Origin of the sequence: Caproicibacterium argilliputei (assembly GCF_029211325.2) — a bacterium.
GTDB lineage: Bacteria > Bacillota > Clostridia > Oscillospirales > Acutalibacteraceae > Caproicibacterium > Caproicibacterium argilliputei.
The window spans coordinates 2505142-2519337 of the sequence record NZ_CP135996.1; the positions used below are offsets into that span (position 1 = coordinate 2505142).

Annotated in this window: 17 protein-coding genes; 14 read left to right on the forward strand and 3 right to left on the reverse strand. The window is 49.0% G+C overall.

Annotated elements, in window-relative coordinates; all coding sequences use genetic code 11:
* Positions 1-20: 20 nt before the first annotated feature.
* From PXC00_RS12045 to PXC00_RS12055, 3 genes are read right to left on the reverse strand one after another with little or no spacing between them, the layout of a single operon-like run.
* Positions 21-221 (reverse strand): helix-turn-helix domain-containing protein, encoded by a 201-nt coding sequence (locus PXC00_RS12045; RefSeq protein WP_275844728.1) that lies wholly within the window; start codon positions 219-221, stop codon positions 21-23.
* Positions 222-268: 47 nt separating this feature from the next.
* Entirely contained in the window at positions 269-910 is a 642-nt protein-coding gene (locus PXC00_RS12050) for a hypothetical protein (RefSeq protein ID WP_275844729.1), read from the reverse strand.
* On the reverse strand, positions 903-1835 hold the full coding sequence (locus tag PXC00_RS12055) for a hypothetical protein (protein WP_275844730.1): 933 nt from the start codon (positions 1833-1835) through the stop codon (positions 903-905). Before PXC00_RS12055 ends, PXC00_RS12050 begins: the two co-directional genes overlap by 8 nt.
* A 287-nt stretch (positions 1836-2122) precedes the next feature.
* On the opposite strand from PXC00_RS12055, the gene PXC00_RS12060 reads away from it, so the two are divergent.
* From PXC00_RS12060 to PXC00_RS12125, 14 genes are all read left to right on the forward strand, one after another.
* Entirely contained in the window at positions 2123-2644 is a 522-nt protein-coding gene (locus PXC00_RS12060; RefSeq protein ID WP_275844731.1) for a sigma-70 family RNA polymerase sigma factor, read from the forward strand.
* 303 nt (positions 2645-2947) lie between these two features.
* The gene (locus PXC00_RS12065) at positions 2948-3286 is read left to right on the forward strand and encodes a DNA ligase (protein WP_275844814.1); all 339 of its coding nucleotides are present in this window, start codon (positions 2948-2950) and stop codon (positions 3284-3286) included.
* Positions 3276-4409: a DUF2800 domain-containing protein gene (locus PXC00_RS12070; protein WP_275844732.1), complete on the forward strand. Its 1134-nt coding sequence runs from the start codon at positions 3276-3278 to the stop codon at positions 4407-4409. Before PXC00_RS12065 ends, PXC00_RS12070 begins: the two co-directional genes overlap by 11 nt.
* Positions 4406-4972, forward strand: coding sequence for a DUF2815 family protein (locus tag PXC00_RS12075; protein WP_275844733.1), 567 nt, complete (start codon positions 4406-4408; stop codon positions 4970-4972). Before PXC00_RS12070 ends, PXC00_RS12075 begins: the two co-directional genes overlap by 4 nt.
* Positions 4973-4983: 11 nt before the next feature.
* Positions 4984-5202 (forward strand): hypothetical protein, encoded by a 219-nt coding sequence (locus tag PXC00_RS12080; protein ID WP_275844734.1) that lies wholly within the window; start codon positions 4984-4986, stop codon positions 5200-5202.
* A gap of 59 nt (positions 5203-5261) precedes the next feature.
* Complete coding sequence (locus tag PXC00_RS12085; RefSeq protein ID WP_369868654.1) at positions 5262-5789, forward strand: NUMOD4 motif-containing HNH endonuclease; 528 nt, start codon at positions 5262-5264, stop codon at positions 5787-5789.
* On the forward strand, positions 5786-7774 hold the full coding sequence (locus tag PXC00_RS12090) for a DNA polymerase (protein ID WP_275844815.1): 1989 nt from the start codon (positions 5786-5788) through the stop codon (positions 7772-7774). Before PXC00_RS12085 ends, PXC00_RS12090 begins: the two co-directional genes overlap by 4 nt.
* A gap of 87 nt (positions 7775-7861) precedes the next feature.
* The gene (locus PXC00_RS12095; RefSeq protein ID WP_275844736.1) at positions 7862-8650 is read left to right on the forward strand and encodes a phage antirepressor; all 789 of its coding nucleotides are present in this window, start codon (positions 7862-7864) and stop codon (positions 8648-8650) included.
* 86 nt (positions 8651-8736) lie between these two features.
* A complete protein-coding gene (locus PXC00_RS12100) occupies positions 8737-9066 on the forward strand; it encodes a hypothetical protein (RefSeq protein WP_275844737.1) in 330 nt (109 codons plus the stop codon).
* Complete coding sequence (locus PXC00_RS12105) at positions 9066-11339, forward strand: phage/plasmid primase, P4 family (protein WP_275844738.1); 2274 nt, start codon at positions 9066-9068, stop codon at positions 11337-11339. Before PXC00_RS12100 ends, PXC00_RS12105 begins: the two co-directional genes overlap by 1 nt.
* Before the next feature lie 141 nt (positions 11340-11480).
* Complete coding sequence (locus tag PXC00_RS12110; protein ID WP_275844739.1) at positions 11481-11762, forward strand: VRR-NUC domain-containing protein; 282 nt, start codon at positions 11481-11483, stop codon at positions 11760-11762.
* Positions 11743-13119: a DEAD/DEAH box helicase gene (locus tag PXC00_RS12115; protein WP_275844740.1), complete on the forward strand. Its 1377-nt coding sequence runs from the start codon at positions 11743-11745 to the stop codon at positions 13117-13119. Before PXC00_RS12110 ends, PXC00_RS12115 begins: the two co-directional genes overlap by 20 nt.
* Before the next feature lie 54 nt (positions 13120-13173).
* Positions 13174-13629: a hypothetical protein gene (locus PXC00_RS12120; protein WP_275844741.1), complete on the forward strand. Its 456-nt coding sequence runs from the start codon at positions 13174-13176 to the stop codon at positions 13627-13629.
* A 129-nt stretch (positions 13630-13758) separates the two neighbouring features.
* Positions 13759-14106, forward strand: coding sequence for an HNH endonuclease (locus PXC00_RS12125; RefSeq protein ID WP_275844742.1), 348 nt, complete (start codon positions 13759-13761; stop codon positions 14104-14106).
* The last annotated feature ends 90 nt before the right edge of the window (positions 14107-14196 follow it).

Genomic DNA, 14196 nt, shown 5'->3' on the forward strand with positions numbered 1-14196 from the left:
ACAAAATAGTTTAGATCGTTTTATTCTGTGATCTTTCCATTTCTAACCCACTCATCAACCTCCGATATTTTGAATTTATATCTTTTACCAGCACGATAGAATGGAAGCTTGCCTCCTTTAATCCAGGTGCGAACCGTATCCTGACTTACACTTAAATGTTCAGCAATATCTTCTAAATTTACCCATCTTTCTGCTGCTTTGCTTTCAGTCTCCTTGTTCACAATCTAACCTCCAAATATTGCTCAATAACACATATAGCCGCTACGCCTTATTGCGGAAAACAGTTCATGATTCCTGCATCCCGTAACACTTCTACCAAATTAACCTTCTTAACTGACCAGTGAGTACTGTCAAACTCGCTAATAGTAGATTTCCCTTCTATCGCAAGCTCCGTTCGCAATTCATTTAATCGTGTCTGCGACACTGAATTGAGCGTCTGATAACAAATCTTGAATCCATCATCTTGCCTCATAACATTATTTATGAATCCGAACGCTGCATGCTGCCCATTTTCAGGAAAACCATATTCATAATTTCTTGCTGCAAATATGCAAAAGAACTTTTTCACGGTCGCGATCGCAATATCGTCCAGCGCATTGATCTGTGCAGCTATATCTTTAGCTACATACTCAGTTAGAGCACTGCTCTTTGGTACAACAAAATCACCCTGAGAGAATTCTTGGAATGACTCCCCACCCATAACAAACAGATTGTAATAATCATGATTCCAGCCTTTAATCATTGGGCTACCGGACTGGTTCTGCGATGTACCTGCAATGATGACATTTACATTTTTTTCTATGCTATTAGCATGGGCAATCAGAGTGTTTTCACCGCCGCTGATATCAATTTCAGTCGGCTTCCCGGTTATGATCTGATGCGACTGAAAAGGAACCATATCATCATTCACCTTTGTCCCTCCTCGCCTCATGGTTTATCTCAACTTTGTCTACATGGTTGTATATCGAGTTATTACCGCCGGAGATATTCAGAAAGAACGGGTTATTGTTAATCACCGTTCCGGGAACCGATGCAGCTTCTTCATTTGCAGAGGAAGTATCGTTTTCCTTATAGGCGCGATTCTCCTCATTTTCGCCGGGTATATGCTCTTTCGGCTCAGTAAAGTCATTATCGGTTTTATCTATATCACAGTACGTTATCGCTATTTCTCTTTTGCTGTTTTCACCTAACTGTTTGGTATAAATTCTTTCAGCTCCGCCTCTTGGAGGGCAGAAATCTTTATATGTGTCCTTGCCTACCTTATTGTCCCTGACGACAGTTAGCACGTAATGCCAGAGGCCAAGTAAAAATGGCTGTACACAAAGTTCGGAAGCGGTAAGAATTTGGCTTTTTGTCATAGTGCTTCCGTCCGCACGCACATAGAAAATTTCATCATTGCCAATTTCCTTATCGGCATCCAGCAGCTCGACGAGACCTTTCACAAGGTACTCGTCTTTTTTTGTGCTCGTCTTGATGTCCAGAAATTCATCCATAAAATCATTCATCGCGGCAAGCGGCTGTTTATAGTCCTGCCTCACCCGAACATCAAAAGACTTCAGTACAGCTTGATCTCCAAATCGAAAAAATCCGCCGCCGTTACTAAGGCAGGCTTTGAAATCGCGAGTGTTGTCTTTCAGAGTCTTCATTTCTGAATTCATTGGTTTGGGTATATCCGGGATCACCGTTTTTGCCAATGCCAAGAGCGCTTCTGGTTCTGTTAATCCACTTGTTATCCCGTTATAGCATTCAGCTTTACTTTGTATTGGTTTTCTCGCATTAGATACAAGTACAAAAAACGTGCCTCCGCAAAGCCTATAAAAATCGCTTTTTGTCATTGATTGGCCTTCTTTTCCAAAATACCGACTCAGGCGACTAAAGCAACTCAGACGACTACGTGAATAGTGACCTTTCCTACTTCTTACTCAGCTCTGTAAGAACCGTAGGAGAAGTTCAGGTCGGTTTTTTCGGATGAGTCAGGGTTTGTACAAATCATAACAAACCCAACTAAAACAGTATAGCACGTGACTACCCGAAAAGCCATAGACAAAGTACGGGCATTCATTCTTACTGAATTTTTTCTCCTACGGCATCACGTAAATCAATGCCAAAGAAGGAAAAATTCATGACGAATCAAGACAAAAAGCGTTTTTATCCACTCCGTGACACTAAGAATCCTTTAAAGGTCACACTCGTTCCTATTACAGAAGAACAGTACCACACCCTTTATCCTGAAATCTGGCGTATCCGAAATCGGGAGCAGCATCACCACCGCTGCATGTGTCCTTACAACTATATCTGGAAGTGTGACGGCGACTGTCTTGGATGCGAATACCACGCCGCTGGAGACATGCTTTCCCTTGACGAACCAACCACGGACAGCAATGGCAATATGTATGATTACCTGCCAGATAGTACCCCGCGCATGGAAAATGTTATCATTGACCGCATGCTTCTGGAGGAGCTTTTTGCTCGTCTTCGCGAGCTCGACCCTGATGCCGATCGCATCATTCAGCTTTGGAAGGACAACCCCAAAGGTATCTCCGATCGCAAGATCGCGCAAGCACTCGGTCGTCCACAGCGTACATTTGCAGACCAGATGAAGAAAATTCGTACCGAGCTTTGGAAAATTCGCGGCGATAAGTAATTCATCATAAGTAGCGTTTCTTTCCGGCAACTGTCCCTCATTTGGGATGGTGGCCGGAATGTTTTTTAAATAATCCGCTCAAATTCCCGGTCCATCTCCAGTGGGAAGTGAAGGTAAGAGAAAAAACAAGTCCTTCCGAAAGCGAGGAGAACGAAATGTACGGAAACTACAACAATTCCGGCGGCAATGTAACTGAAGAAATTCAACTTTTGAATTCTATCAGTCATGTATCTGCCAGACTGGCGAGAAACCTCTCACTTTTCACCAGACAAAGACAATCAGAGGAAAGAAGGAAAAAGTCCTATGGGAAAAATGAACGAAATGTCACAGGCCATCGCAGACCTGCGTAGTGCGACTGCCACTATTAGTGATGTTGCCGACTGGCTGACTCAGCAGTTTTCAGATGAAAATGATTCTAAGCAGCAAATTCCAAAAAGTGCTGTCAAAGAAAAGCCCACACCGAAACCGCCTCTCACACTCGAACAGGTACGTGCGGTTCTTGCTGAGAAATCTCGTGCCGGACATACGGCAGAGGTTCGTGAGCTTCTTCAGAAATATGGTGCCGCAAAGCTCTCAGCAGTCAATCCGGCAGATTATGAAGCCCTGATGAAGGACACGGAGGTACTCGGCGATGGCAAGTAAGGCACACGCTGTACTGTCTGCATCCTCATCCGACAGGTGGCTCCACTGCCCGCCATCAGCAAGGCTTTGTGAAACCTATGAGGACAAAGGCAACAACTACGCTGTAGAAGGAACCGATGCTCATTCGCTCTGCGAGTTCAAACTCCGCAAGGCACTCGGACAATCTGCCAAAGACCCGACCGAAAGCCTCAACTTCTACAATGAGGAAATGGAAGACTGTGCAGCCGGGTATGCCGCCTATGTCATCGAACAGGTCGAAGCTGCAAAGGAAACCTGCCCTGACCCGGTCGTGCTGGTTGAACAGCGAGTAGATTTCTCTCGCTGGGTGAAACAAGGATTCGGAACTGCCGACTGCCTTATTATCGCAGACGGCACACTTCGGGTGTTTGATTTCAAATACGGCCTCGGCGTGCTGGTTTCCGCCGAAGAAAACCCGCAGATGAAATGCTACGCCCTCGGTGCGCTGGAACTTTTCGACGATATTTACGACATCGATGACGTTACCCTTCACATCTACCAGCCAAGGCGCCAGAACGTCAGCGAGTGGCGGATTCCGAAAGCGGATCTTCTCACATGGGCAGAGGAAGTCCTGAAGCCCGCGGCGGATCTCGCATGGGACGGCAAGGGGGAATTCTCCTGCGGCGACTGGTGCCGGTTCTGCAAGGCGAAGAACGTCTGCCGCGCCAGAGCAGAGGAGAACCTGAAGCTCGCCCGGCACGATTTCAAGCTCCCGCCAAAGCTAACCGACGCCGAGATCGAGGTCATCCTTTCCAAGGTGGACGAGCTTGTCAGCTGGGCGTCCGACATCAAGGAATATGCCCTGCAGCAGGCTCTTTCCGGAAAGGAATGGCACGGCTTCAAGCTGGTCGAGGGGCGATCCGTCCGCAAATACACGGATGAGGCGTCCGTCGCAAAAGCAGTCTCCGATGCCGGTTTCGACCCATACGAAAAGAAGCTGCTTGGTATCACCGCTATGCAGAAAATGCTCGGAAATAGACGCTTTAAGGAACTTCTTGCAGCTTACATCGAAAAGCCGCAGGGCAAACCGACACTCGTACCGGACAGCGACAAGCGCCCGGCCATAAACACAGCAAAAAATGATTTTATGGAGGACAAATTATGAGTAAGAAGATGCAGAACCCAATGAAAGTCATCACCGGCCCGGATACACGCTGGAGTTATGCCAACGTGTGGGATCCGAAATCCATCAATGGTGGTACCCCAAAGTACAGTGTTTCGCTCATCATTCCGAAGTCCGATGCCAGGACACTCGCTAAAATCAAGACCGCCATCGAAGCCGCCTACAAGGAAGGCGAAGCAAAGCTCAAAGGCAGCGGTAAGACTGTACCAGCGCTTTCCGCAATCAAGAGCCCTCTTCGTGACGGCGACACGGAACGCCCGGATGACCCGGCCTACGCACATGCGTACTTCGTCAATGCAAACGCTGCATCTGCTCCCGGCATCGTGGATGCGGATGTGAACCCCATACTGACCCGTTCTGAGGTTTACAGCGGTGTTTACGGCAGAGCCAGCATCACCTTTTACGCCTTCAACTCCTCCGGCAATAAGGGAATCGCCTGCGGTCTCAACAACTTACAGAAAATCCGCGACGGAGAACCGCTCGGCGGCAAGGCAAGCGCTGAGGAAGATTTTGCAGCTGATGACGATGAGGATTTCCTGAACTGAAGGAGGCTGCTATGACCTGGACATATACTCTCTGCACTCTGACCCTGGCTCTGTATATCCTTCTCGCTGTTTTCTGGATTGTCCGCTCGATCATCGATACGGTCGATGACCGCAGGCGCGACAAGGAAAATGCAAAGTGGGAGTCCGAGAAGAAAAAACTCGAACTCGAAAAAGCACAGCGTGACAAGGAATATCACGAGGCACGAATGAAGGAACTTAACCTGAAGTAAGCATATGGCAGGCGGCGGGGAGAAATCTCCGCCGCTTGTTTTGAATAGAGGTGAACATATTGAAAAAAGAAATATGGAAAGACATACCTGGATATGAAGGTCGATATCAAGCCAGTACAGAGGGCAGAATCCGTAGTCTTGATAGACAAGTTCTCGGCAAATGTCATTATACAGGCAAACCATTCTACCGAACTGTGAAAGGAAGAATTCTCAGACCTGGTAGGTTCTGCAAGACAGGACACCTATCGGTTGTTCTCGGTCATGGGACTGCGGGAAAACCTGTTCATCAGCTTGTCATACTCACCTTTGTAGGACCTCCGCCAGAAGGCATGGAAGTGCTGCATAGAAACGGGGATCCAACAGATAACAGGCTGAAAAATTTACACTACGGAACTCGCTCTGAAAACATTCTTGATGTGTACCGCCAAGGTGGCAAATGGAGAAAGCTGTCGATCGACGATGTTCAATCAATTCGATTCGGATTCTACTGTGGAATCAAAGAAGTTGAGCTCGCAGCAATGTACGACGTAACGCCATCGATCATCAGTGCAATAAAAACGGGGAGGAATTTTGCATGGCTAAAGTGAACAGTTTGTCATTGGATCTGGAGACATTTTCCAGCATCGACCTTAGCAAATGTGGCGTGTACAAGTACGCATCTTCTCCTGACTTCGAGATCCTGCTCTTTGGATATTCCATTGACAGCGGAGAGGTCAGAACGATTGATCTTGCTCAGGGAGAAACGATTCCGCAGGAGATCATCGACGCACTTGTTAGTGATGGCGTCGTCAAATGGGCATACAACGCGAACTTCGAACGCGTATGCCTCTCCCGTTATCTGCACGATTTAGGTATAAGTCTTGACCCATTTCATGATAATCATCCGCTCTCAACCGTGATGACACAGTTTCTGAATCCTGAAAGCTGGCGCTGTTCCATGATCTGGTCCGCCACAATGGGGCTTCCGCTCTCTCTGGAAGGCGCCGGCAGCGTCCTCGGCCTTGAAAAGCAAAAGCTCACCGAGGGGAAAGAACTCATTAAATACTTCTGTCAGCCATGTACTCCGACGAAAGCAAACGGCGGCCGCACACGGAACCTGCCGTCCGACGCGCCGGATAAGTGGACGCTGTTCAAGAAATACAATAGGCGGGATGTCGAAACCGAGATGGGCATCAAAGCAAGGCTCGCGAAGTTCCCGGTTCCAGACTTCGTTTGGGATGAATACCACATCGATCAGGAAATCAATGATCGCGGCGTCCGGCTTGACATGGATCTTGTGGAAAAGGCCATCACGATAGACACTCGTTCTCGGACGGAACTCACCGCTGCTATAAAAAAGCTGACCGGTCTTAAAAACCCAAACAGCGTCCAGCAGATGAAGCGGTGGCTTTCAGATAATGGACTTGAAACTGACAGCCTCGGCAAAAAGGCCGTTGCGAAACTCTTGAAAACTGCTCCTCCGGAGCTGCAGACGGTTTTGAAACTCCGCCAGCAGCTTGCCAAATCCTCCGTCAAGAAATATCAGACCATGCAGAAGGCGGTCTGCAAGGATGGCCGGGCACGCGGCATGTTCCAATTTTACGGTGCCAGCCGAACCGGCCGCTGGGCAGGCAGGCTTATTCAGATGCAAAACCTCCCGCAGAATCATCTCCCCGATCTGGCTGAAGCCCGTGCTCTTGTGAAGTCCGGCAATTTTGATGCTGTCAAAATGCTGTATGAGGATGTCCCGGATACTCTGTCTCAGCTCATTCGTACAGCCTTTATCCCGAAGGATAGCTGCCAGTTCATCGTGTCTGACTTTTCAGCTATCGAAGCCCGTGTCATCGCATGGTATGCCGGAGAAACATGGCGGCAGAAGGTATTTGAAGATGGTGGCGACATTTACTGTGCTTCCGCATCCCAGATGTTCCATGTTCCGGTTGTGAAACACGGCGTCAACGGACATCTCAGACAAAAAGGCAAAATTGCAGAGCTCGCGCTCGGATACGGAGGGTCCGTCGGTGCTTTAAAGGCAATGGGAGCTATTGAAATGGGACTCAAGGAAGATGAGCTTCCTCCTCTGGTTGACGCCTGGAGGCAGACAAATCCGCACATCGTGAAATTCTGGTGGGCTGTCGACCACGCGGCTATGGAAGCAGTTAAGCATAAGCACACGACTTCCAGTTATGGGCTGACCTTTTCCTGCAAATCCGGAATGCTCTTTATCAGACTTCCCTCCGGCAGGAACCTTGCCTATGTGAAACCGCGTGTCGGAACAAACAAATTCGGCGGCGAATGCATCACCTATGAAGGTGTCGGTGCTACGAAAAAATGGGAACAGCTCAGCTCCTACGGTCCGAAATTCGTGGAAAATATCGTGCAGGCAACCTCCCGCGATATTCTCTGCTATGCCATGAAGACGCTCCGCTGCTGCTCGATTGTCATGCATGTCCATGATGAGCTGATCATCGAAGCAGATCCGGACGTATCTCTTGAAGTGATCTGTGAACAGATGGGACGGACTCCTCCGTGGGCAAAAGGTCTGAAACTCCGTGCCGATGGTTATACCTGCGAATTTTACCAGAAAGATTAAAAAGTAATCCGCTCAAACCAGGCGTTCATCTCCAGTGAAAAGTAGGGATGGGTGCCCTTAGTCCATCCCAGAAGGGATGAAAATTATATGACAAACGAAGTAACAACATTTACAAACTCAGAGTTCGGTTCTATTCGTACTACGACGATAGATAACGAGCCGTGGTTTGTGGGTAAGGATGTAGCGGAAGCCTTAGGATACAGCAATCCTCGTAAAGCACTGATTGACCATGTGGATGATGACGACAAGGGAGTAACGAAATGTGACACCCTTGGTGGAGAACAGCAGATGACCGTAATTAATGAATCTGGTCTGTATTCTCTGATTCTCTTCAGCAAACTTCCTTCAGCAAAGCGCTTCAAAAAGTGGGTAACATCTGAAGTACTACCTTCAATCCGTAGACATGGTCTCTATGCGATTGATGACATTCTGGCTGATCCTGATCTTGCCATTGCTGCGCTGCAGGAACTCAAAGCTGAACGTGAAAAACGTAAGTCTCTTGAAAACACGGTTGCCGTGCAGACACAGCAGATTGCCGAAATGAAACCAAAAGTCAGCTATTACGATGTCGTTTTGAACTGCAAGGATCTCGTGGCCATTTCGATTATCGCCAAAGACTATGGTTGGAGCGCCAAGCATATGAACAAGTGGCTGCACGACAAGGAAATTCAATTCAAACAGCCAAGTGGAATCTGGCTCCTTTATCAGAAATATGCCGACAGAGGATACACGTCTACCAAAACCACTACCTATTCCGGTTCGGATGGAGAAGTGCATACTGCCGTTCATACTTATTGGACCCAGTCCGGGCGTCTCTTTATTTACGACCTTATGAAAGCTGACGGGAATCTTCCACTCATCGAACAAGGGAATTAAAAATCATCCGCTCAAATCAGGCGTTCATCTCCAGTGGAAATTAGAGGTGGGCGCCTTTAGTCTACCCAGAAATGAGGTTTAACTCGATGTATGAAGTGAAAGAAAAAAGGAGAACACTCGAGGACAGTACTGAGATTACAACCTATAGCCGCAACGTCATAAGCTGCAATATTCTCGAAGTGGAAGCCGGTACCACAGGATACAAGGGCGGCGATACCGGCCACGGCGGACGCACTTACTTCAGGATTGAAGACGCAGGCGGCACGGACATGACGGTCAATTCCTACGTGAATCAGTTCGGCTGCAGCGGACTTGAAGTTACGCTCGGCGGCGACTGCGAACTTGAAACCATGATTCGTGCCCTAAAGTTCATTACAAAGGTACTGGAGCAGGAATCGGAGGAGGTGTACGACTGATGTTTACCCTCTACAGTTCAGATTTAATTGGGAACCCAAGCAACTGCTCCTATCCTCACAAAAATGTAATTATTAATGCCGACAGTCTAAAAACCGCCGTCTGCCATGACTATGTCTGTGCAGAATATAAAAACCACTACAGGAATGGCGACAACTTTATCTCCGCTGACTGCCTTCCGGTAGACTGCGACAATGACCACTCGGAGAATCCGAAAGACTGGGTTACCCCCAAGAATGTCATGGACGCCTTTCCGGGGGTCAGTTTTGCCGTTCATTACAGCCGTTTCCATAAACGTGAGAAAAACGGAAAACCCGCGAGGCCGAAATTCCATGTGCTTTTCCCGATTGACCGCGTGACCGATGCCTCACTCTACAGCGATATGAAGAAACTGGTCAATTCCATCTTTCCGTATTTTGATACAAAAGCTCTGGATGCAGCGCGCTTTTTCTTTGGTACAGCGGATTCCAATGTCGAGCTCTATCCCGGCCGCATGAATCTTACAGAATTCCTGAACGGTGAGGATTTTGACAAGAATCTGTCCGGCGGCTATGAAAATGATTCTGTTATCCCAGAAGGCAGCCGCAACGCGACGATGTCCCGCTTTGCCGGTATCGTCATCAAAAAATACGGCGATACAGACACTGCTTACCGGAGCTTTCTTGAAGAAGCTGCAAAGTGCAATCCACCACTTGAAGCCGGTGAGCTTAACACAATCTGGCACAGCGCCCAGCGCTTTTATTCCAAGATTAGCAAGGAGGATGGCTACGTTTCTCCGGAAGTTTATAACGATGAAAACAGCTATAAGCCGGACGATTTTTCCGACGTCGGTCAGGCCGAAGTGCTCGCAAAGTACTTTTCAAACGAGCTCCGCTACTCTCCGTCCACTCACTTCATCCGTTACAGCGGCCACTACTGGCAGGAAACAGAGCCAGGCGCTCAGGCAGTCGCGCACGAACTTACCCGAAGGCAGATGAAGGAATCAGAAAAAGACATGATGGAAACCTTGAAAAAGCTGAAGGACACCGGTGCCCAGGATATCCTCGACAATACATCAAAAGCAAAAGCCGTACAGTTAATGAATGACGAACAGATGCAGGCTTATCAGGACTTTCTCACTGCTAAAGCCTATCGGGATTTTGCAATCCGCCGCCGGGATTCCAAGAATATCACGTCAACACTGAAAGAATCGCACCCGATGCTGGAAATCTCGCCGCGGGATTTGGACGCGGACTGCTTTCTGCTCTGCACGCCGGAAGCAACTTATGACCTCAGAAAAGGCATGGCCGGTGCGCGGGAACATTCAGCGGATGACTTTATCACAAAAATTACGTCCGTCTCGCCTAGTTCGAAAGGCGAAAAGCTCTGGCTGGACTGCCTTGACCTCATTTTTCAGAAGAATCAGCAGCTTATCAATTACGTCCAGATGATCTGCGGCCTTGCCGCTATCGGAAAAGTCTATGTGGAAGCACTGATTATTGCCTATGGTGACGGACGGAACGGGAAGTCAACCTTCTGGAATTCGGTGTCCCGTGTGCTCGGCCTTTACAGCGGAAATATCTCCGCCGATACCCTGACCGTCGGATGCCGCAGGAACATCAAGCCGGAAATGGCTGAGGTCAAAGGAAAACGGCTTCTCATTGCTGCAGAAATGCAGGAAGGCGCGAGACTCAATGACTCAACAATCAAACAGCTCTGCTCTACGGATGACGTATTTGCAGAAAAGAAATACAAAGACCCGTTCTCTTTCAAGCCCTGCCATACTCTCGTACTCTATACCAACCATCTGCCGCGTGTCTCAGCATCGGATGATGGTATCTGGCGCAGGCTTATTGTCATTCCGTTTGGTGCCAAGATTGAAGGCAATACCGACATCAAGAATTATGGCGAGTATCTCTATGAAAACGCTGGTGGAAGCATTCTGGCTTGGATCATTGAAGGTGCAAAGAAAGTAATCGCGCTCGACTACCAGATTCCAGTTCCCGACTGTGTGGCGAAAGCCATCAATGAATACCGCAGTCAGAATGACTGGTTCGGGCATTTTCTTGAAGATAAATGTGAAGCCGGCCCTTCATTTAAGGAAAGCTCCGCGGCCCTGTACCAAGCGTACCGGAACTATTCTCTCGACTGTAACGAATATGTTCGCAGCACTGCGGATTTCTATTTTGCTCTGGAGAAGGCTGGATTTGAACGGCTGACGCTGAATCGAAAACGCTATTTTAAGGGCCTTCGCATTCGTGAGGATACCGGCGCCGAGGAGGATTTTCTGAAATGAATGGCACCGATGACAAGGTGTATCAACCTCTCTGCACAGACTTTTCTATAGGCCATAAAAAATCATATAAGAAAAAGTTCGTGCAGCTACCTTGATACACCTTGCACTTGGCCTATTTCATGCAATTATAGAGGTCTTTGAATGAATGAAAAACAGATAGAAAACAAATTAACGCTGGCAGTTAAAAAGGCAGGCGGTATTGCGCCAAAGTTCGTGTCTCCGGGTTTTGCGGGAATGCCAGACCGCATCGTCTTATTACCTGACGGCCTTATCGCCTTTGTGGAACTGAAGGCACCCGGAAAGAAACCGCGCCCGCTCCAGTTGGCAAGGCACCGGCTGCTTCGGTCGTTGGGCTTTAAAGTATATGTGATCGACAGCGTAAAGCAGATTGGAGAGATGCTGGATGAACTTCAAGCCACATGATTATCAGAAATATGCTATAGACTATATCGAAACGCATCCTATAGCTGCGGTTCTCCTCGATATGGGCATTGGCAAAACTGTAATCAGCCTGACGGCCATCGAAGACCTGTTGTTCGACAGTTTTGAAGTTCACCGGGTCCTCGTCGTCGCACCGCTCCGCGTCGCCCGCGATACATGGCCCGCTGAAATCAAGAAATGGTCGCACCTTAAAGACCTGACCTATTCTGTTGCAGTAGGAAATGTAAAAGAACGCCGAGTTGCACTGACGTCCTCCGCAGATATCACCATCATCAATCGTGAGAACCTTGAGTGGCTGATTGAAGACAGCGGATTCCCATTTGACTTTGATATGGTCATTCTTGACGAGCTCTCTTCCTTCAAAAATCATCGGTCGAAACGCTTCCGTTCCATGATGAAAGTAAGGCCCAAGGTAAAACGTATCGTAGGACTTACCGGTACCCCTTCATCAAATGGCCTTATGGATCTCTGGGCGGAGTTCCGCCTTCTCGATATGGGCCAGCGCCTTGGACGGTTCATTACCCAGTACCGCACAAATTACTTCATGCCGGATAAGCGAAACGGTGAGATCATCTACTCTTATAAGCCGCTGCCGGGCGCGGAGAACACCATCTACCGGGAAATTTCGGATATCACGATTTCCATGAAGTCGACGGATCACCTGAAGATGCCAAAGCTCATCAGCAGCGAATACGAAGTCCGCCTGTCCGATGAGGAACAGAAACGGTACGACAGCCTGAAGAAGAATCTGGTTCTGCAGCTTCCAAGTGGCGACATCACAGCCGCCAATGCCGCGTCCCTCTCCGGAAAGCTGTGTCAGATGGCCAACGGTGCCGTTTACTCTGACACCGGAATCGTTGTTCACATTCATGACCGAAAACTGGACGCACTGGAGGACCTGATCGAAGCGGCAAACGGGAAGCCTGTGCTGGTGGCCTACTGGTTCAAGCACGACTTCGCCAGAATATCCGAGCGGCTGCATAAGCTCCACATCCCGTTCTCCTGCCTTAACACTTCCGGCAGCATCCGCAGATGGAACAACGGCGAACTTCCCGTGGCCCTCGTGCATCCCGCTTCTGCCGGGCATGGGCTGAACCTGCAAAGCGGCGGCTCAACGCTCATCTGGTTCGGGCTTACATGGTCGCTGGAGCTCTACCAGCAGACAAACGCAAGATTGTGGCGGCAGGGACAGACAGCAGGAACCGTGGTGATTCAGCACATCATCACGAAGGGAACCATTGATGGTCGCATTCTGAATGCCCTCTCGCATAAGAACCACACACAGGCAGCCCTGATCAACGCCGTGAAGGCGGACCTGAAAATCAGAGACAACTTTTGACAATCTGTGCCAATCCGAGTGAAACTTTCAATTCATCTTTACGGAGGTACGGTTATGCAGATAGCATGGAAATACCTGAATAAAAGGGCTGCCGCCTTGGACGCCCTCAAGGACTATGACAGCATGCAATTCATTCTGGAACACACGGACGACGACATCCGGGCGGAGCATGAAAAGATAGAAAGCGTCCGCAGCCCCGGCTTTGACGGGATGCCGCACGTCCATAACCCGCAGGCCGGTGAGGAACGCATTCTAAATGGCATAGAGGAAATTGACGTGCTAAAAGAGCGGTACTGGCAGGCGCTGGAGTACATGGCGTGGTTCCAGCCAGCGTGGGAAAATCTGACCGAGGGTGAGCGGTATGTGCTGAAAGCGTTTTACCTTTCCAACGGAACAGATGAACCCGTTGGCACAGTCTGTGAACACTTCAGCATAGAGCGTTCCTCCGCCTACAACAAAAAGAACCGCGCGCTGAAGCATCTGGCGCTGCTGCTGTACGGAAAGCAGTAAAGTGAGTAAAATCGTGGACGACTTTCCCGTTTGAGTGTGCTATACTAATAGCATAGAGAACTGAAAAGGTGAAAGCCATCGAGGAGAAATCCCCGGTGGCTTTCTTGATACCCATGAGGAAGTGAATGAATGCCATATAAACCAAAACGTCCGTGCCGTTACCCCGGGTGTCCACGTCTAACTGACGGTACCTACTGCGAAGAACACGCGAAGCTTGTGCGGCGGCACTACGAACAGTTTACCCGAGGTTACTCCACCAGCAAGCGCTACGGCAGAGCGTGGAAGAAAATCCGTGACCGTTACGTCCGCAAGCATCCGCTCTGTGAGCAGTGTTTGAAGGAAGGACGCTATGTTGCAGTCGAGGAGGTCCACCACATCATTCCTCTCTCCGAGGGAGGTACGAATGACGAATCAAACCTGATGAGCCTTTGCCACTCCTGCCACGAGAAGATTCATAAGGGACGAGGCGACCGCTAATAGTATTCGCGGCCTTTTCTTTTGCGCGAGAATATTTTGTACCGGGTGGGGGCGGTCAAAATCATGAAACACTCCATCAGCGGAAAGCGA